The sequence below is a fragment of the Paenibacillus qinlingensis genome, from assembly GCF_013204845.1.
Classification (GTDB): domain Bacteria; phylum Bacillota; class Bacilli; order Paenibacillales; family NBRC-103111; genus Paenibacillus_E; species Paenibacillus_E qinlingensis.
This window is the reverse complement of the sequence record NZ_JABMKY010000024.1, coordinates 93,130-111,956: the sequence shown is the minus strand read 5'-3', so window position 1 is coordinate 111,956 and position 18,827 is coordinate 93,130. Positions and strand designations below refer to the sequence as shown.

General features: G+C 47.6%; 16 protein-coding genes. 9 read left to right on the top strand and 7 right to left on the bottom strand.

The features are described 5' to 3' along the window. Positions 1-600 precede the first annotated feature (600 nt). Positions 601-1,782 carry an EAL domain-containing protein gene (locus HQN88_RS30100; RefSeq protein WP_173119280.1) on the bottom strand — a complete coding sequence of 394 codons (1,182 nt, stop codon included), beginning with the start codon at positions 1,780-1,782 and terminating at the stop codon, positions 601-603. A 212-nt stretch (positions 1,783-1,994) separates the two neighbouring features. Between HQN88_RS30100 and HQN88_RS30095 the strand changes: the two genes are divergently transcribed. The 3 genes from HQN88_RS30095 to pyrH all read left to right on the top strand — a co-directional run bounded on the left by HQN88_RS30095 (position 1,995) and on the right by pyrH (position 7,245). Further along, entirely contained in the window at positions 1,995-4,880 is a 2,886-nt protein-coding gene (locus HQN88_RS30095) for an ATP-binding protein (protein WP_173119279.1), read from the top strand. A 134-nt stretch (positions 4,881-5,014) separates the two neighbouring features. Beyond that, positions 5,015-6,340, top strand: coding sequence for an MFS transporter (locus tag HQN88_RS30090; protein WP_173119278.1), 1,326 nt, complete (start codon positions 5,015-5,017; stop codon positions 6,338-6,340). Positions 6,341-6,504: 164 nt separating this feature from the next. Further along, positions 6,505-7,245, top strand: coding sequence for a UMP kinase (gene pyrH / locus HQN88_RS30085; protein WP_173119277.1), 741 nt, complete (start codon positions 6,505-6,507; stop codon positions 7,243-7,245). Positions 7,246-7,703: 458 nt separating this feature from the next. Here the strand turns inward: pyrH and HQN88_RS30080 are convergent, their stop codons facing one another. Next, a complete protein-coding gene (locus HQN88_RS30080; protein WP_173119276.1) occupies positions 7,704-8,585 on the bottom strand; it encodes a GNAT family N-acetyltransferase in 882 nt (293 codons plus the stop codon). Positions 8,586-8,764: 179 nt separating this feature from the next. On the opposite strand from HQN88_RS30080, the gene sigY reads away from it, so the two are divergent. The 3 genes from sigY to HQN88_RS30065 all read left to right on the top strand — a co-directional run bounded on the left by sigY (position 8,765) and on the right by HQN88_RS30065 (position 11,244). Continuing rightward, complete coding sequence (gene sigY / locus HQN88_RS30075; protein WP_246320536.1) at positions 8,765-9,289, top strand: RNA polymerase sigma factor SigY; 525 nt, start codon at positions 8,765-8,767, stop codon at positions 9,287-9,289. Continuing rightward, positions 9,290-9,673 carry a YxlC family protein gene (locus HQN88_RS30070; protein WP_173119274.1) on the top strand — a complete coding sequence of 128 codons (384 nt, stop codon included), beginning with the start codon at positions 9,290-9,292 and terminating at the stop codon, positions 9,671-9,673. 365 nt (positions 9,674-10,038) lie between these two features. After that, positions 10,039-11,244, top strand: a complete 1,206-nt coding sequence (locus tag HQN88_RS30065; protein ID WP_173119273.1) for an MFS transporter — start codon at positions 10,039-10,041, stop codon at positions 11,242-11,244. A gap of 573 nt (positions 11,245-11,817) precedes the next feature. On the opposite strand, the gene HQN88_RS30060 is transcribed toward HQN88_RS30065, so the two are convergent. Beyond that, the gene (locus HQN88_RS30060; RefSeq protein WP_173119272.1) at positions 11,818-12,675 is read right to left on the bottom strand and encodes a helix-turn-helix domain-containing protein; all 858 of its coding nucleotides are present in this window, start codon (positions 12,673-12,675) and stop codon (positions 11,818-11,820) included. Between the two features lie 93 nt (positions 12,676-12,768). Here HQN88_RS30060 and HQN88_RS30055 point away from each other — a divergent pair, with 93 nt between their 5' ends. Further along, positions 12,769-13,218 carry an SRPBCC domain-containing protein gene (locus HQN88_RS30055; protein WP_173119271.1) on the top strand — a complete coding sequence of 150 codons (450 nt, stop codon included), beginning with the start codon at positions 12,769-12,771 and terminating at the stop codon, positions 13,216-13,218. 63 nt (positions 13,219-13,281) lie between these two features. Here the strand turns inward: HQN88_RS30055 and HQN88_RS30050 are convergent, their stop codons facing one another. From HQN88_RS30050 to HQN88_RS30035, 4 genes are read right to left on the bottom strand one after another with little or no spacing between them, the layout of a single operon-like run. After that, the gene (locus tag HQN88_RS30050) at positions 13,282-13,953 is read right to left on the bottom strand and encodes a GNAT family N-acetyltransferase (protein ID WP_173119270.1); all 672 of its coding nucleotides are present in this window, start codon (positions 13,951-13,953) and stop codon (positions 13,282-13,284) included. A 15-nt stretch (positions 13,954-13,968) separates the two neighbouring features. Further along, positions 13,969-14,643 (bottom strand): GNAT family N-acetyltransferase, encoded by a 675-nt coding sequence (locus HQN88_RS30045; protein ID WP_173119269.1) that lies wholly within the window; start codon positions 14,641-14,643, stop codon positions 13,969-13,971. Between the two features lie 4 nt (positions 14,644-14,647). Further along, on the bottom strand, positions 14,648-15,505 hold the full coding sequence (locus HQN88_RS30040; RefSeq protein WP_173119268.1) for a carbon-nitrogen hydrolase family protein: 858 nt from the start codon (positions 15,503-15,505) through the stop codon (positions 14,648-14,650). A gap of 40 nt (positions 15,506-15,545) precedes the next feature. Next, on the bottom strand, positions 15,546-16,535 hold the full coding sequence (locus tag HQN88_RS30035; RefSeq protein ID WP_173119267.1) for an acrylyl-CoA reductase family protein: 990 nt from the start codon (positions 16,533-16,535) through the stop codon (positions 15,546-15,548). Between the two features lie 206 nt (positions 16,536-16,741). Here HQN88_RS30035 and HQN88_RS30030 point away from each other — a divergent pair, with 206 nt between their 5' ends. Beyond that, a complete protein-coding gene (locus HQN88_RS30030) occupies positions 16,742-18,331 on the top strand; it encodes a histidine kinase N-terminal 7TM domain-containing diguanylate cyclase (protein WP_173119266.1) in 1,590 nt (529 codons plus the stop codon). A 267-nt stretch (positions 18,332-18,598) separates the two neighbouring features. Beyond that, positions 18,599-18,739: a hypothetical protein gene (locus tag HQN88_RS30025; protein WP_173119265.1), complete on the top strand. Its 141-nt coding sequence runs from the start codon at positions 18,599-18,601 to the stop codon at positions 18,737-18,739. The last annotated feature ends 88 nt before the right edge of the window (positions 18,740-18,827 follow it).

Below are 18,827 nucleotides of genomic sequence, written 5' to 3'. Positions count from 1 at the left end.
TTACACAAAAGAGGTTATCCCAAGCTTCACCTGGGATAACCTCTTTTGTGCTCCATGTGTATCCTATTCGTTTTCTCTATCTCTATCTCTATCTCTATCTTTGTCTTTGTCTTTATCTTTGTCTTTATCTTTGTCTTTATCATCACTCTACTCTACAACCACTCATCCTCTTCTACCATGCTTACCTCAATTAATCTATCTGCTATTATCCCATCTACTACTACGCAACAACATTACCTCTGCCATACACCTGCCGTATCTATCCTCGGCTTTTAAGTAGCTAGCTCTTCAACAACTTCTGTGCTACCCTTACCTTGCTCCTCTTACCACTTCCCTGACTCCTACGACAACCAGATATTAACTGTAAAAGCTACAGTTATTTCGGTCACTTTTCAATAATTTTCTAATTAACTGGAAAACGTACATCTATTTTTCTCCATCTGGACGATCTGGAGCCCAACGGCTTGTTTTAACTGTATATTTTCCATTTAAACAACTCAAAAGTTCATCATTCGATGAAATTACATGTAGTTTTTCCATCTATCGCCGGGGATGCTTGGCTGTGAGTCGGGTCTGCGGTCTGCGCAACCAGTATCCCCCTCAAATCAACAAATCCAAAAACAAATAATAGCCCTCACCCATCGCACACGAATACGTCTGAATTTGACGCGAGGTATCCAAGTCCGTATAAGCTTGGGAGAGAATCCCTTGCTTTTGCAGATTCATCATCAGGATATTAGAGATGAAATACGGCCGCCACGTCCAGTTCGCTTGACGGTAGCTCTCGTCTTTGCCCCATCCATCCTCGGAACGCGTGTAGTTAGAGGAAATCTGGTAGCCATCCCCCTGACAGATGTACATGCGGATGCAATTATCCGTGACGTTACCGATGGTTTGCTCGATCACCGCGTCAGCCTCTTCTGCATTCGAGATGTGAACGGAGGCGTTGATTAATGCATCCAGCCTTTGGTGCACACTCAGCAAGCGATGATATCGCTGAAACTCATCCTCACCGAACGACTTCATTTCTTCCTCCAGCATAGCCTTGTATGCATCCGGTCGTTGCAGGTCTGGCTCTGCTTTTGAGAATAAAAAACCTTGTACATATCTAGCCCCAACCTGTAGCGCGCTGCGCAGTTCCTGCTTCGTTTCGACGCCTTCCACCAGTAGTGAAGCACCAATCTGAGCAGAAACGATGGAAAATGACTGCATAACGGCCTTGTAGCCGTCGTGGACGATACTCTTTTTCAGAATATTGAGGTCAACCTTCAAGATCTTCGGCTGCAAACTGGCGATTCGGTCGAAGTTACTAAAGCCGCTTCCGACATCATCAATGGCAATGGTACATCCAAATTCACGATATAATTCAACAATCCAGGTCAGCTCTTGGAGCTTGCCCGTAAATTCCTCCTCGGTGATTTCAATGACGATCCGCGAAGGATTAATCTGGTATTTTTTTAATAATTCAATCGTTGGCAAAACGCCCGTTCGCTTGTAGGTTCTATAGATCCAGGAGGGTTTGAGGTTGATAAATAGTTCGCTCTCGTCCGATGCCGCAGCAATTCGCTCTATGGCCTGCTCTCTTAAATGACGATCAATCATAAGCTGCATGTCCTCGGAAATATCCGGGTCTTTGAAGAAGGGACCTAAGCTCTCCACACCACTCTCGCGAACCCATCTACCTAGTGTCTCATACCCTATAATCCGTTGACTCTGCAAAGAGATAATCGGTTGAAAATAGGGCCTTACTTCATGACGCGGCGGTATCTTGATGTTTTTCACCTGCACAGCGCACCTCCTTCTAAGAACATTATTCATGTCACTTGACTTAACATCTAATACCGTTATTGACTCATATTTTAAACGACATCGCTCTTTTCCGCAATCTTCCATGGAAGAAAACATAACATTATCAGTTTTTAGAGGAATTTGTTGATGTTTGTCGAATTTTTAAGTGATCTTTTATTCTATTAGAAGTTAGGTGACCGATTGAAATGAAAACTTTCACGAGATCGCGGATCTCCATGCTATATGTTATTTTAATAGTCCTTTTGCTAGCATTTGTCAGTGTATCCAACTATATGGCTTCTCGAAATATGGAGAGAGAAAACAATGCGATCGTGAATCAAGCGATTCCGATTCTAACGACGGCCAATAGTTTATTGACCAGCTTAATCAATCAGGAGACAGGGCTTCGCGGTTACCAACTAGGTGGAAGTGAACAGTTTCTTGAACCTTATACCACGGGAAGAGAACAGGTCGCCATCGATTTAAACACGCTTTCGACCTACGACAAGAAATATCCAACCCTACAAATTATTATTGATACCCAAGCGATACCTGCCATTACTATTTTGCAAAAGTACTATGATACGACTTTAGAATTATTCCGTGCAGGTAAAATTGAAGAAGCGAAAGCCCGTGTCACTGGCGGCAAAACGCTAATGGATCGCTATCGCGTCATTCATACGAGTATTGAAAAGAATATCAATCAGATTACGTCTACTTCCTATGAGGCTTCTCAGCAAGCCGGTAAAACCTCCCGTTTGATTACAATTATCGGCTTCTTGATCGCTCTTCTTGCTGGGAGTATGTCTATCATCATCTCCTTACGTTCTTATGAAGCGGAGAAGGAACTGCGCAAGAGCGAGGAAACTTACCGTTATATGGCCGAGAGTCTGGAATCCCAGAACGAGGAAATTATTGCCCAACAAGAGGAACAGCAGATTACGCTGGCTAAGCTGTCTGAGCGCGAACGGGATTTGGAACTCATCTCCTCGTACCAAGAGAAGCTCACTGGCTATGTGAAATTAACCGATTTCTTGAAACATACGCTGCCTGCCTTATTAAATTCGCTTGCGCAGGATGCCGCCTTGGTGGTCCTCGAGGATCGCTCGGAGAATGGAGCTAGTTCCTACGACGTTATTCATTCCATCGGATATCCCAAGGGGCATATTCAAGCTTCTCGCAGCGAGCTCTTCGGCCCAGCCAGACGTGTATTCGATGAAGGCGTTTCGATCACACATACCCGTGATGTGACAGGCAATGAGCAAGGTGTCCATAACGGTATGACACGAGCTATTGATCATTACATTCCACTCACGGATGACAAGCAAGAAGTCATTGGTTTTTTATTGTTGACGAGTTACCAAAGCTCGCTCTATCAAGATGATAATCAACGTCTAACCAAAGGTTTGGTTCGTCAATTCGGACTTGCGTTCTATGCCCAAGTAGTGAATGATGAGAAACTGCAGCAAGCGGAAAGCCTGGCTTTATTGAACGATCAACTCACGGCAGAGAAACTGCTATTAGAAGGTCAACATGATTTGATTCAAAATATTCTAGAATCCGCCCACGAGGGCATGATGATGTGTAATTCAGAAGGTACGATTCTCTTCTCCAATCATCGTATGAATCAGTATTTCGGACTGAATGAACAGATTGGCCAGAACCTTGTTAGCTGCAGCCATGAGATTGCGGCCAAATCGCCCAGTTTTCATGGGGTAGCGGCTTCTATCGAAGCCTTGATTGATCGCTCGCTGTCTCACTTAACGCAACGCTTCAGCTTCCAGCAGGACGAGCAGCTGCAACATGCGGAGCTTTACGCTACCGTTGTTAGCGAAGGCACCGAGCAGCAAGGATACCTATTCGTTTTCCGTGATCGTACGGAAGAAGAGCGCGTCGATGAAATGAAAAACGAATTTATCTCCATTGTTTCCCATGAGCTGCGGACTCCGCTGGCCAGTGTGCTTGGCTTCATTGAAATTTTACTGCATCGCGACCTGCCGCAAGAGAAGCAGAAACGTTATATGGAAACTATTTATAACGAAGCTCAGCGCTTATCAAATTTAATCAATGACTTCTTAGATCTACAACGGATGGAGTCCGGTCGTCAATCGTACAACTTCGCACCGATTCATTTGCAATCCCTCGTCACCGAAATTGCAGAGCAATGGCAGGACAAACAGTTGCACCAGATCGTCGTTCACCAAGAAGAGCCTGAGCTTTGGGTACGAGCAGATGTTGATCGTATTCGCCAAGTGTTTGATAACCTCATTAGCAATGCTATTAAATACTCGCCGGCAGCGAATCACATCGATATTCATTTGTTGACACATGACGGTAAAGTTACAATTGCCATTCAAGATTACGGGCTCGGTATACCATCGGAAGCAAATGAGCACATGTTCTCGAAATTTTTCCGTGTCGACAACTCCGACCGTCGTCAGATTGGCGGAACAGGTCTTGGACTCGCCATTGTGAAGGAAATCGTCGAAGGCCATGGCGGGCACATCTCCTATACGTCTGAAATGGGACAAGGCACAACGTTCCGCATTGAACTGGATCAATATGAAATTTCCGGCTTAGACGGCAAAATTGTTATTTTCGAAGACGATGATAACTTGGCCAAATTAATTCAAGTCGCTTTGCACAAGCTGAGTCTGCCCTCCATCCAACTGCGTTCCGCTGAAGAAGGCATGATTGCACTGCGTCGCTGTAAGGGTGAAGGCCCTATTCTATTCATCGTAGACATTCATCTCGAAGGCGAGAAAACGGGCTGGGATTTCATCGCAGACCTCTACAAGCATCCCGTGCATGCCCAAACGCCGGTTATTGTTTCAACAGCGCTCGATCCACCTCATGATTATCATGAGAAAGAGATTGAGAAGTATCTGAAGAAGCCATTCACGATGGAACGACTCGTGCAGGTGGCCAAACGCTTGCTCGACAATAAAAGCAGCTTAGCCTACGTTTTTCCTGCTCAAGACAAAGAGGCACTCTCCACGACCTTAGAACGCAACGGCATTAATGTGCTCAAAATGGAAGAGAACCAGGACATGATTGAGGTTGATCTCATTCGGCCTCCGTCGGATAAGTAGCTGTTTATTAATCTCTCCTGCCTATTTTAGGTGGGGGAGATTTTTATTATTATTGTAAAGAAGAGGGATTTCCCTACAGAATCGCCAATATACTAGAGAAATAGAGGTAAGTGAAGAGAAAGGGTGTGCCCTTTATGGCAAAGCTTGAATCCGCTTCCAACCCTGTGCGCGGACGTAGCGTTTGGGCGTTATTTTTCTCCCTGCCGATTTTCGCATGGGCGATGTACGATTTTGCAAATACCATTTTTTCTTCCAATATCGTAACTGTGTTCTATCCGTTTTACTTAAAAGAAACCTTAGGCAGCAGCGAGGAAATGAACCAGATCGCAAGTACGTTCATCACATACTCCAATGCCCTTTCCAGCTTCTTCTTAGTGCTCTTATCTCCCTTATTCGGTGTGTGGATTGATCGTACGGGCAAAAAGAAAGCCTATCTCGTCCCCTTCACACTGATCGCAATCATCGCAACCTTCCTAATGGGGGCATCAGCCCTATGGGAGACAGACCAAGAATGGCTAGGACTCAACACATCGATTTTCGGTGTCATTTTATTTTTCATGATCGCCAAATTTTTCTATAACTCCAGTTTAGTATTCTATGATTCCATGATCTCTGATCTGGGCAATGAGCGCGAGATTCCTTTGATCTCCGGATTTGGTGTAGCTGTTGGTTATGTTGGTACGCTCGTGGGCCTAGTTGCTTTCTTGTTCGTTCAAGATAATCACTTCGAAAGTACATTCATCCCAAGTGCGGTTATGTTTCTTATTTTCTCACTACCGATTATGTTCTTGTACAAAGAAAAGCGTCAGAAACCTGTAGCTAGTCAAAAATCCCTGCTTAGCGGTTATCGCGAGATCTGGACGACATTCAAGGAAGCTCGGAAGTACCAAGCAGCCTTCACGTTCATGATCGCTTATTTCTTCTTCAACGATGCCATTGCTACGGCGATTGCCGTTATGGCCATCTATGCGAATACCGTCATGGGCTTCTCGACGGGGCAGTTTATTCTACTGTATCTGGTATCTACGGTATCTAGCGTGATCGGGTCCTTCCTTTTCGGTTATGTGACGCGCAGTATTGGACCGAAGAAAGCAGTAACCATCGTCGCTATAATTCTCATTGTGGCCATCTCCCTCGCTTCCTTAGCAACAAGCCAAAGCATTTTCTGGGTGGCAGGCAGCTTGTATGGCGTCTCGATGGGCGCGATGTGGGTGACCTCTCGTACATTAATCGTGCAGCTAACACCGGAAGAAAAGCGCGGACAATTTTTCGGCCTATTCGCCTTCTCGGGAAAGGTATCCTCCATCGTCGGACCTCTCCTATATGGCTCCATCACATGGGCAATGGCCTCCACTGGCAACTTAGCGAGTCGAGTCGCACTTGGCTCCTTACTGGTCTTAGTTATCATCGGGCTTATCGTCCACATGAGAGTTCCGCAAAAATTGCAAAATCCCGCTTAATTCATGTACAATTACTTCTAACATGAGGAAGCAGACACAGCAAACACTAGAGCATTTAAGGCTTTAGTGTTTTTTTGCAAGCATCCGTTGGTTACCGCACTACACTTCCTAGTCAGACACAACTTAACGTACAGGCGTTCTCACCAGGGAGAGGGGATATGGTAATGACTTTACGGTACAAACGAGTTCTCATTAAGCTGAGCGGCGGTGCTGTAGCAGGAGAGAATTCCTTCGGATTTGACCCTACACAGCTGGATCATATCGCCAATGAAATTATGACCGTCGTGAATTTGGGTGTTGAAGTGTGTCTTGTGATTGGTGGAGGCAATATTTTCCGCGGCAATATGGGTGAAAGTTGGGGTATCGAGAAAGCGGAGGCTGACAATATCGGCACACTCGCGACAGTCATCAACAGCTTGATGCTGCGCGGGGTATTGAAGGCGAAGACAAATGCCGAGGTGCGTGTGATGACAGCTATTCCGATCGCCTCTGTGGCGGAGCCCTTCATCCGTTTACGAGCCATTCATCATTTGGAAAAAGGGTACATCGTCATTTTCGCCGGCGGAAATGGACAGCCTTTCGTTACGACGGATTATCCGTCTGTGCAGCGTGCGATCGAAGTCAATTGCGATGCCATTCTCGTGGCCAAACAAGGCGTGGACGGTGTTTTCGACAAAGATCCGAAGCACCATCAGGAGGCACTCCAGTACAAATCCCTCCATTACAACGATGTGATTGGGCACAATTTGAAGGTGATGGATCAGTCGGCCTTTATTCTCGCTAGGGACTACCATGTACCGATTCATGTGTTCAATTTTGACAAACCTGGCTCGATGAAGGACATCTGTGCGGGGTTGAATACGGGGACGATTATTAGTGCGTCATCTGAACTTATTTACCACTAAAAGACTTGGTTTAATTGCAACGCTAGCTTCGCATCGCCGAACATTGCGACACCACTACGTTTACTGTATAAACTACAGCTATTTCTGCTACTTTTCTCACATTTGATAAAACAACTGGATTTCCTCCAGTTAATTTGACCCGATTTCGCTGAACCGACAGATTTAGGGGAATTTAACTGTATATTTTCCAGCTAATTCTCCAAATTGACCTAAAGTGGTGAAAATAGATGGAGGTTTTCCAGTAAATCTCGGCAGGGCGGCGTGGTGGAAGAGCAAGCTAGTTGGTGACAGACAGTAATGTCAGGTGTTGATGCATTTGGTGCTCAATGTTGGAGAGTTGATTCAGTTCGTAATCCGTAACGTTATCGAGACTGTTGGTGCTGGGCCACTTCCATACGAAGCATAATGATCCACATAGCAAAAAGGATAGACAGCAAAATCCGCTGTCTATCCTTTTTTTAACCACGCAAGAGCACGTAATAGTCGTTCGCGTTTTTCGTTGCAAATCCACAGGATTCATAGAGGCCGAGCGCTTTCTCGTTCTCTACCGACACTTCCAGCTTGATATGCTCCGCTTGATCTTGCTCTTTCAGCGCTGTAATCGTTTGACTCAAAATCTGACGACCATACCCCTTGCCCCTGATGCCAGGCAACACGCAAAAACCATAAATAAATCCACTAACGCCCGGCTCCACCATCGCACCCAGCTTTCCAATCGGCTCTTTGCTTGCACCTAACTCTGCAATCCACGTCCGTTCCTTATCACCTGTGATGGTTTGGCTCACATACTCACGTGTGTCCGCTTCCGTCATGTCAAAGCCTGACATATTCAGCTTTACTAACAACTCCGTATCGGAACTGTCCGCTAAACGAATGCTCAGCTCTGTTTGCGTGGAGGCGGGTGGAATTACCTGCTCTTTCAGCTCCATCACATACTCCGAAAAAGAGTACTCCGCGCCCAGCTTGGTCAGAAAAGCCTTCCCGCTTTCCGAGCCACGCTCATTGATGAAGATAAGCTTAGGAACCTCTCTTTGGCTGCACACTTCCAACGCCCTTTGAACAAGTTGATGAAAAATACCCCGGCGCCGCGCCTCTGGATGCACCATGCCACTGATTTCCACTTCGGTTGATAAGAAGCTGTAAATAGCTAAGAAACCGACAATCCGGTCATTTTCATAATATACAAAATCGTTCGTCACACCAGCAGGACGGCTGGATAAAGTGCTCCAGTTTAATTTGATGTCAATACCTTCATGCTTATTACATAGCTCCCATAGCGCTCGAACTTCCTCTAACTCTTCAGAAGATAATCCCGCTCTTGCATATATGCCTTGTTTCATATGTTGTCCTCCATTAATCATCTCATTCATGATGGTCTTACATGCTGTCATTATACATGTCTGAGCACTGCGGTGGTAAGCTAATAAATCATTCTACATATTTTTTCGTGTGGCAGTGAACGGTTTACTGTAGCTGTTCGTACTATCTATGAAACCAGACAGAGAGGATGTTCAATCACTTGGAAGAGAATGAATTCATTCGTCGTGCCATGCTAGGCGACACCGCCGCTCTGTCTCAGCTTCTGCAGCAGCATTATGCATTTGTATATAAATATTTGGTCAAAATCACGCTGAATCCCTCCCAAGCTGAGGATCTTACGCAAGAAACGATGGCTCGATGTATTGAAAAAATAAAGCTCTACAACGGAACTTCGAAGTTCTCGTCCTGGTTAATCACCATCGCCACTAGGTTGATGATCGATCAAGGGAGACGCCGCCTTTGGGAACGCAAGTGGCAGGAGAAAGAGCAGCTTCAATCCTTACGCCAATTGCAATGGCAGACAGCACATCACACCGATGATGCTTGGCCGGAGGTGTTAAATGCCTTGGCTGACATGCCGCGGGATAGTCGTATTCCACTCATTCTCAAGCATTACTACGGATATACCTATGAAGAAATTGGCGGCATGCTCGCAATCGCGGAGGGCACCGTGAAATCTCTGGTGCACAACGCACTAAAACAGCTACGGAAGGAGCTGAAGTAGATGGATGATGAGTTGCACAAGCGGCGGGAGAGAGAGCTGCTTGAAGGGAAAGCGGTAGAGCAAACTAGCGACGAGCTAGCCGATGAAATGACCTCACGCCAGCTACGCGAGGGGCTGGATCTGCTCGAAGCTACAATCCACGTGCCAACGCCGAGCGCCGCTTGGTTCGATCAGCAAATCGCCGCGACGCAAAGTAAGCGGAAATCCAGATTGGTGCGCGATCTAGTGATTCTATGGATCAGCGCGATGCTATTGTTTTATGTATTCTATCTCACTGTAACGTCTAAGCCGGTTGCCTTCCTCTCCATCCAAGCCGCGGCCATATTGGTTCCGTTAGCTTGGCTAATCCTAAGAAAGCAGGTGGATGCTCATGACACCAACTGAATCCAAATTCGATCAACTACCCCTTTGGGCATGGATCGGTATCGCATTGATTTTACTCGTACAAAGCACATGGCTGTACGTTGATTCACGCAGGCGTGGCGCTCGCCACCCTTGGTTTTGGGGCATTTGGGGCATCGTGCAGGCCCCGGTTCCCACTATAGTTTATCTGTTCGCGGTGCGTAAGATTCACCGAAAATAAATGATGTACTCCCATTACGGTTGCCCACAAGGGCAGCCGTTTTTTATTCCCAATTTAAAAATCCATATTGACTTCCTTCGGTCGAGTGAGCTATGATTTGGTTGTTATTTTACTAACTTAGTAAATTAGTAATTTAGTAAATAATCCATCGAAAGGAATGAGACCTTTGTTAACCAATCGTTATGTTCGTACCATTATCCTGTCCCGTGTGCTCTTGCAACTCGGTATTTGGATCCGTAATTTCGCTATCCTCCTCTATATCTCGGACATTACCTTTAATAATCCGCAGTATGTATCCTTGATTTCCGTTGTAGAGACAGCGCCAATTTTCATCTTCGCCTTCATTGGCGGTACATTCGCGGATCGTTGGCGTCCGAAGCTGACCATGGTTTGGTGTGATTTTATATCCGCCATTACCGTATTCATCGTGCTGCTTGCTGTACTCTCTGGTTCTTGGTACGCCTTGCTAATGGGGACGTTTATTTCCGCGAGTTTATCGCAGTTTTCTCAACCGTCTGCCATGAAGCTCTACAAAAAGAATGTACCTGCGGATGCACTCCAAGGTGTCATGGCAATGTCTCAATCGCTTGTAGCTATTTTCATGGTCTTGGGACCTGCCATCGGTACATTCATTTATCTGAAATATGGCATTGAGGCTTCGTTAGTCCTCACGGGTGTGATGTTCTTGGGATCATCCCTGGTGCTCACTTCCCTCCCGAAAGATGACAGAGAAGAAGTCTCCGCGGGGAGAGGCAAATTCTTGAAGGAGCTTACGTCAGGCCTGCGATATGTGCAATCCAATCGTGCGCTTCGAACATTAAGCCTCACTTTCGGTGTCACTGGATTAGCCGCGGGTCTAGTCCAACCACTAGCTTTATTCATTGCTATCGAGAAATTAGGACTAAGCAAGCAGTCCCTCCAATGGTTCATGATGGCCAATGGGGCCGCTATGCTTATCGGCGGGATCGTCATTATGGGGATTGCGAAGAAGGTTAAACCGCAGTTTTTGCTCGCCACTGGTTTACTCGTCAGTGCCCTCTGCACAATTGGCGTTGGAGCTTCTACTCTGGTATCCGTGACGCTATTCTTACAGATCGTAAGTGGGCTGTTCTATCCATGTATCCATGTCGGGATTCAAACCCTGATTATGCGGAACACTGACGGGCCGTTCATGGGCCGCGTTGGCGGAGCGATTACGCCTATTTTTATGGGGATGATGCTAATAGGCATGGCTTTATCCGGTTATTTGAAGGATTCGACATCGTTGTTATCGGTGTATGTTATGAGTGGATTTTTACTGCTTGTAGGAGTCGTGTTGCTAGGCCCGCTTCTTCGAAAAAACCAACAAAGCGCAAAGCAGCAGGCAATGTAGGAAGTAGTGGCAGGATCCGTTTCGCAAGGTGTGACTGCATGGGGGAGCTCGGAGTGGCTGGATAGTTAGTTGGTAATCGGGCGAGTAAGTAATTGTCTTAGGTAGAGTAGCCTTGGTGGTGTATTGCATGGGTTGCTGTTTCCTTCCACAACCGCATAAATCTGCTCAGGCTCAGTAGCAATTAGATGGATTTTCTCCAGCTAAATCCCTCGAAAAGAGCTCATATCTTGAAATAACTGGATTTCCTCCCGCTAATTCGCCCTGTTTAGAGACGTCAGGCGGAAAAGCGGCAAAATAGATGGAGGTTTTCCAGCTAATCACTGATTTCAGTGAAGTACTTGGAAAATAACTGGAGGTTTTCCAGTTATCTTTTTCCGCAGAGCTGAGGAGTGCCAGGGGGTTGCTCAGAGGCATAGGTACCGCGTGACCGAATGCCTCTGAGTATGTTAAGCACCCAATAATCCAGTGGAATTAGTGTGCCAAGTATCCAAGCTGGCGGCAGAATGGCATAGTGACAGAGTGTCAGCGAAAGCCAGCGTTGGCCCACTCCTTGCACGCCCCTCTTGCTTCCCTTCACTTTGCCCGTTTCATCAACACATACTCTTCTGGCGTCTGTCCCAGAATCGACTTGAAATCCTTAATAAAATGGGACTGATCATGATAGCCGAGATCCATTGAAAGCTTAGCCCAGTTATGCGTGTCGTTACCATCGGTGGTTTCGGCTGCATTTTGGATGCGGGCGATCTTGATAACCCACTTCGGGCTGACACCGACATACTGGTCGAAGAGGCGCTGCAGCGTGCGGATGTTCATCTGAAAATATTCGCATATCGCATCCACCTTGGTAATGTCGGGTTGCCCGTACACATGATCCACGATCTGATTAACCAGCGTGACTTGCTCATCCTGTGCAGGAAGCTTGGAACGAATCATGCTTTCCACCAGACTAATGTTCCGCCCATCGTCACTATGGCCAAACACCTGAGCTTCCAAAGAACGAGGTTCAGTGTCAAAAACATCTCTAATACTCAACGGATTGTCTAACATACTAGATACGTTTTCTTGGACAAAAGGGTAGAAACCACCCGGCTTAAATTTCACGCCGAACACACTCCCCTGACCTTCCAAGTGATGTCCGTATTTCTCTTTGCCAGGTCCGAAAATGGCCGTGCGGTCTGGCTCCACAACGAGATTCACGCAAGGATTGGGGATAACATGCTGCGTATAAGGGTCTTTTCCGATTAAGTCCCATCTGACAACCCAGTAATGCCGAACGAAAAAGGCTATATCCTCGGCCGGCGCGTACCGGCATAGCTGAAATTTGTGACCACCTTGCTGAAAATTGATGATACCTAGGCTAGGTAACGGGGAGCTTGAAGTTGGAGTCGCTTTCGTCCCTAGACTCGTACTCGGTTTCGGATTCGTAGACATATCGAACACTCCTTGTCGCGTTTTTACAATACATGGGAACAACAGTTGCCGTATGATAGGTAGGATCACAGAAGCGAAGGAGTGCGAGCGGTTATGGAGCTAAAGTATGAATTTTATATTGGTGCAAGTACGAAGCAAGTTTGGGATATTCTTATCACACCAGAGGGTACTCGACAAATTTTATTTGGCAGCGTGCTGCATTCAACCTTTGAAATTGGCTCGGACTATTCCTATATTGGCCCTGGTCAAGATGGCGATGAAACGGTGCATGTGTATGGCAAAATATTGGCTTATGAGCCTGAGAAATTACTCAGCTGCACCGAGCATGCAGGTCCTTCCTATCGGGAGAACCATGCAGAGTTTGAATCACGCATGACAATTACCCTAGAAACGGTTGGAAGCTGTACGAAATTGACCCTTGTGAACGATCAATGGACACCAGACCACCCAAGCTTTGAGTCAACTAAGGCCAGCTGGTGGATGATTCTCAGCAACATCAAGACCCTAGCCGAGACAGGTAAAACACTGGATTTCGGTTGGTAGACATTTAACCTAGAAAGAAATACAGGAGTCCATTTGGACTCCTTTTTGCCTAGCTCACACCACTTACAATGGCAACAGCGCCAGCTTCTCTTTCCCTTCTAAACCATCAACCATCGCTTCCCACGCATGTGGCTTATTCGCAAGTACTGCATAATACTGACGTAAGAATTTCGCCACCAACGCTGCACTGATCTCCGCTTGATCTTCATCTGTTGGCAGAAAACAAAGATCCAGTTCCTCCACAGCTTCCCCATTGTTCTCCCAGGATGGGTGCACGTAAGGAAAATCAATCCGCTTGTAACCAAGATGCGACAGCACCTCACGCCTGACGTAAGGGTCCATCGGCTTCACGCCCCCAAAAGCATGTCCCTCGATCCGATACGGATCGTAAATCTCAGCGAACATCCCGAGCATTGGCTTACCTGATTCTGCCGCAAGTCGCTCAAGATCCTGCCAGCGTTTTCTCGCTAGAAACCGACCGATCCCAAGCCCAGCTCCACCAATAATGGTGAAATCCGTCATCGCCACTTGCCAATCCTCATAATAGCGGTACTCCGTCGTACCGACCACTTTACCTTCATGCACGGCAACAAAAACACGAATGCCCGGGTCTTCTAACGGCTCTTTCCATAAGGGGAAATCCAGTACTTCCTCCGGCGGAAATACCTCTTTCATCAAATCGTGCATCGATCGAAACAACGAATCCTCAATACTCGTTATACGTATGAATTCCATAAGGTCAACTCACTCCTATTTGTAATATGTAAAAGGATTCCGCCACTCCATCAACAGCGCATGATTCAGCGATTCCTCATCCTCCAAGTACTCCGCAACCACGCTTACCGGCGTTCGGCCGCATCTTAGCAAAAAAGTAATTACCGGGTCCTTCATCCTCCCAGCCATTACGGCCTCCACATAGCTATCAGCACTCATCGCTGCAGCTACCTTATGGTAGCCTGGCATCCGCCCGCCTCCAAGCAACCTTGCCAACCCTAACTGAACGACGACTTCATACATGGACTGCATAAGCCACTTGCCTAACCCAAGCTTACGATACGCTGGCATGATGCAGACATCCACAATGTAGAGTGTGTCCCCAGCCGAATGATGCGTGCGGATAAACCCACTATCCGTTACCGTTGACCAGCTGTGATCAGAGCTAGCCGCCATAACCTCACTGTCCACACGGAGTCCCGTGATCGAGCCTACAACCTGACCCGCCACTTCCACACACAGCGCCCCCTCGGGAAACCGAGTCACATGCTCCGTCAGTTGCTCCCTCGTCCACCAGAGTTCAGATGGAAAAGGGGGTGGAAAACTCGCCTGCTGAACAGCAATCAACCCATCGAAATCGGCCACGCCATAAGTACGGATAATCGCCTCAACGGGAGTATCGCCATCAAATACATAGAGATGTTTTCTCATGGCATCATGACCAATCCGTATACAAATCCGTCCGGCGGTCACGCCAGGTAGTGACAGAGCCCCGCTCCCGAACGACTGCCAACAGCGAGAGATCAAGATCAGCGGTCACAACCATATCGCCATTAATTTCCCCTTCGACGAGAATGCCTTTAGGCGGGAACGGCACATCATTAGGCGTAATGACAGCCGCTTGCCCGAAGTTTGCTCTCATAAAATCAACCGTTGGTAAGGCGCCAACCGTCCCTGTGGTTACGACATAGATCTGATTCTCAATCGTCCGGGCATGACACGTATACCGAACGCGATGGAACCCATGCCGATCATCCGTACACGAAGGAGCGAACAGGACATCTGCCCCACGGGCTCTGGCCATCCGCACGATTTCGGGGAATTCTACATCGTAACAGACCAGAATGGCAATCCGCCCCTTGTCTGTATCAAAAACCTGCAGAGAATCCCCCGCACCCATTCCCCATTCCTTTACTTCTGTCGGAGTAATATGCAGCTTCTTTTGCTCGCCAATTCGACCATCTGGATAGAACAAGAACGCTGTATTGAACAGCTTGTCCCCCTCAGACGTAATGTGCGTGCCGCCAATTAAATGCATGCCCGTTTGCTGAGCAAGTCCCTGAAATAAGTCGCGATACGCTTCTGTAAAAGAAGGCAGTGCCTCTATCGGCAACGCCTTGCCGTTCTCATCGCCAATAGACATCAGCTGTGTGGTGAACAACTCCGGGAACAGGACGAAATCCGCCTCAAACTCCTGAGCCACTTTCACATAATGCTCCACCTGTGCGGCAAACTCTTCAAAGCTGCTTATCGTATGTAAATGATATTGAACAGCGGATACCCGCATTTTCATGATTCCAACACTCCTCCACCACATTATTCTAACGACCCGGTTACAACCGAACCAATACCCTGCCTCTGACCTTACCTTCTAACACTAACTGCCCAGCCTTAGCAACCTCATCCAGCCGGACTTCCTTATATACCGTCTGCTCGAGCAGCCGTGGCTTCAGTTCCGTGGCCATCCGCTCCCAGAGCGTCTTTCTCACTGCTGACGGACAATAGACAGAATCAATCCCTAGTACATTCACGCCTCGCAGGATAAAAGGATACACCGTCGCCGCAAAATCCGCGCCGCCCGTCAATCCACTCAGCGCCACGGAGGCGCCGTACTTCATTCGACTGAGCACATGCGCGAGTGCCGAGCCTCCCACAGGATCAACCGCACCAGCCCAGTACTCCTTGCTGATTGGCTTACTTTCAGCAGGCGATAGCTCCTCCCGAGTTAGCACACGCGTTGCACCAAGCTCAAGCAAATACGCATGGTCAGCGGACTTCCCTGTGCTGGCCTCTACTTCATAACCGAGGGCGGCGAGCATCGAGACGCTGCTGCTGCCCACACCACCCGTAGCCCCTCGCACGAGCACGGGTCCCTGCTCCTTGCGCAGCCCATTCTGCTCCATTCGGTGAATGGACAGAGCTGCTGTCAATCCCGCTGTGCCAAGAATCATCGCTTCGCGATGGGTCAGTCCCTGCGGGAGCTGCACAACCCAATCGGCAGGGACGCGCGCATACGCGCTGAACCCGCCGAAATGCCCTGTGCCCAGCTCGTAGCTGGTCACGAGCACCTCATCCCCCTCGCGATAGCGGGGATCTGACGAGGCCACGACCGTACCCGCCAAATCGATGCCAGGTACCATCGGGTACTGGCGCAGAACTCGCCCCGATGGGCTGCAAGCCATCGCATCTTTATAATTAATACCGGAGTAAGCGACGCGGATCGTCACTTCCCCAGCGGGTAAATCCTCCATGCGCAATTGTTTTATTTGGCAAGAAAACTGATCCTGTATCCGCTCTACGACTATTGCGTTAAAGCTATCCATATTCGGCGCCTCCAAGCTATTTCTCATCGCTTCACTTGATTCTATTAGTTTACTAAATTTTGTATCTCCTTTCCATTCTTGTATCTCTTTGCATACCTTTGCGTTCCCTCACATTTTCCATGTGTTTCCTATGACCGCACGCAAGGATGTGATACCATTAAATCGACAAGTTTACTTATCATTCTACAAACACTGGAGTGCGACCCATGGATCCTAAACTAACCATGTTCATTTCACTTATCGCGACCTCGGGAGTTTTCACCGTCTTTCTATGCATGTATGCCTATATCAAACGCAAAGAAATCCCCGGTGCTTATACATTCGTCATCTATACGGCTACAGAAGCTATTTATATTTTTGCTCATGCTTTTGAAATGGCCAGCAGTACGTTAGCCGAAGTAAAACGATGGACGATTCTCGAATATATCGGCATCGGAGCGGCGCCTGCCATTGGTCTACTGATTGTCATGCAGTACGTTGGCATGAACTTGACTCGTAGTAAGATAGCAGCACTCTTCGTCATTCCAGCCATTACCTTCTTTATGGTGAGCACGAATGAATATCATCATTTATTTTATAAAGACATATATTTTCGCGAAAATGTCCCCTTCCCTACTACAGATATCGTCATCGGACAATATTACATCGTTCACGGCGCTTATATATTCGGATGTATGCTGGCAGCGGTCGTCTTGCTTCTACGCAGATGGCGTCAAACTAAAAAAGCCTACCGTTTACAGCTCATAACCCTAATCATGGGACAATTCATGCCAATGATCGGTGCATTCGTCTATCTGATGGGCATAACACCTTATGGCATTGACCCCGTACCCATGCTTCTTTGTATCACTTCTGCCATGTACATCTGGGCGATTGTGTCTACACGGATGTTGACGATTATTCCGATTGCAAAGGATCGTATTTTTGAAAGTATGCGTGAAGGTGCTATTGTGCTGGACTTCGCCGACCGACTGGTGGACTTCAACGGTGTAATTAACTCGATGTTTCCAGGACTAACAACCGACACACTTGGACTAACGCTCGATGAAGCTTGGATTCGGTTGGCGGGAAAACCGTTTCCCGTGGTGCGATCACAAGACGGTGCACAGGAGGAATTTAGTTGGCATGCCGCCGATGGCAAGGAATTCTATTACCAGATCCGCTCCTCCGTTGTACGGGGACGCAATGGGGAGCCGATCGGGAGCCTACTGATGCTGATCGACGTCACAGAGCAGAAACTGCTCCAAGATCAATTAGAACGGCTTGCCTATTATGATGGTTTGACGAAGCTGCTGAATCGAACGGAGTTTCTGCGTCGGGGTAAGATTATTCTGGAAGATGATCTGATTGGCGAGAAATCGACATGCATCCTGCTCTTCGATATTGATCATTTCAAGAAAATCAATGATACCTACGGTCACGATGTTGGCGATCTGGCTATTCAGCACGTGGTGCAGGTGGCCAGGCAAATTGAGGCAGATGTACCTAGTGTGCTGATTGCCAGGTATGGGGGCGAGGAGTTTGTCATCGCATTTCCTGCCTGCTCGCTGGATGAGGCGGCCTTTCTCGCCGAAAAGATTCGTGCAAAGCTCGCAGCTAAGCCGATGAGCGGCAGTTATGGAACAATTGCCATAACTGCGAGTTTCGGATTAACGCAGGCAAGCCATCGAGGAGAGTCTTTGGAGATGCTTTTGAAGCATGCTGATATGGCCTTGTATCAGGCCAAACGGGCGGGACGGAATCAGGTCCAAGTTTATGACGGTCCTGTGGAGGCAACGTTCGGCACCTCGCGGTGAGGAATAGCTGTAAAGAACTGTTCACCCTCACAGGGGGAGCATTAACTGTAAAAAAACCGTTCGCCCCCACGCGGTGAACATTAACTGTAAAAACTACAGCTAATGTTGACTGATTTCACCGATTTCTGAGTTTAACTGGAAAAAGTACAGCTAATTCCGGCATATGGAGCTATTTAGGCGGAAATGGCCTGAATTAGCTGTAGGAAATCCAGTTATTCGTCGCACCAAGGGAAAATGAGCTGGAATAGATGGAGAAAATCCAGTTAATTGGTTGGTGGCGGATTGGCAGATGCGGGGGCTTGGTGGAAGACTGATGGGTTTCGCGGGCAGCTAAGTTTGGTGAAGGACGAGTGTGTTGGCCAATATGGCGGGGTTAGTGAAGGATTGATGGGTTTCGCGGGCAGCTGAGTTTGGTGAAAGTACTGGTGCCTGCCGCACCAGTCCAAAAAGGGAGTTCCCCACCACGGGAACTCCCTTTCTATTTCTTGCCGGACTC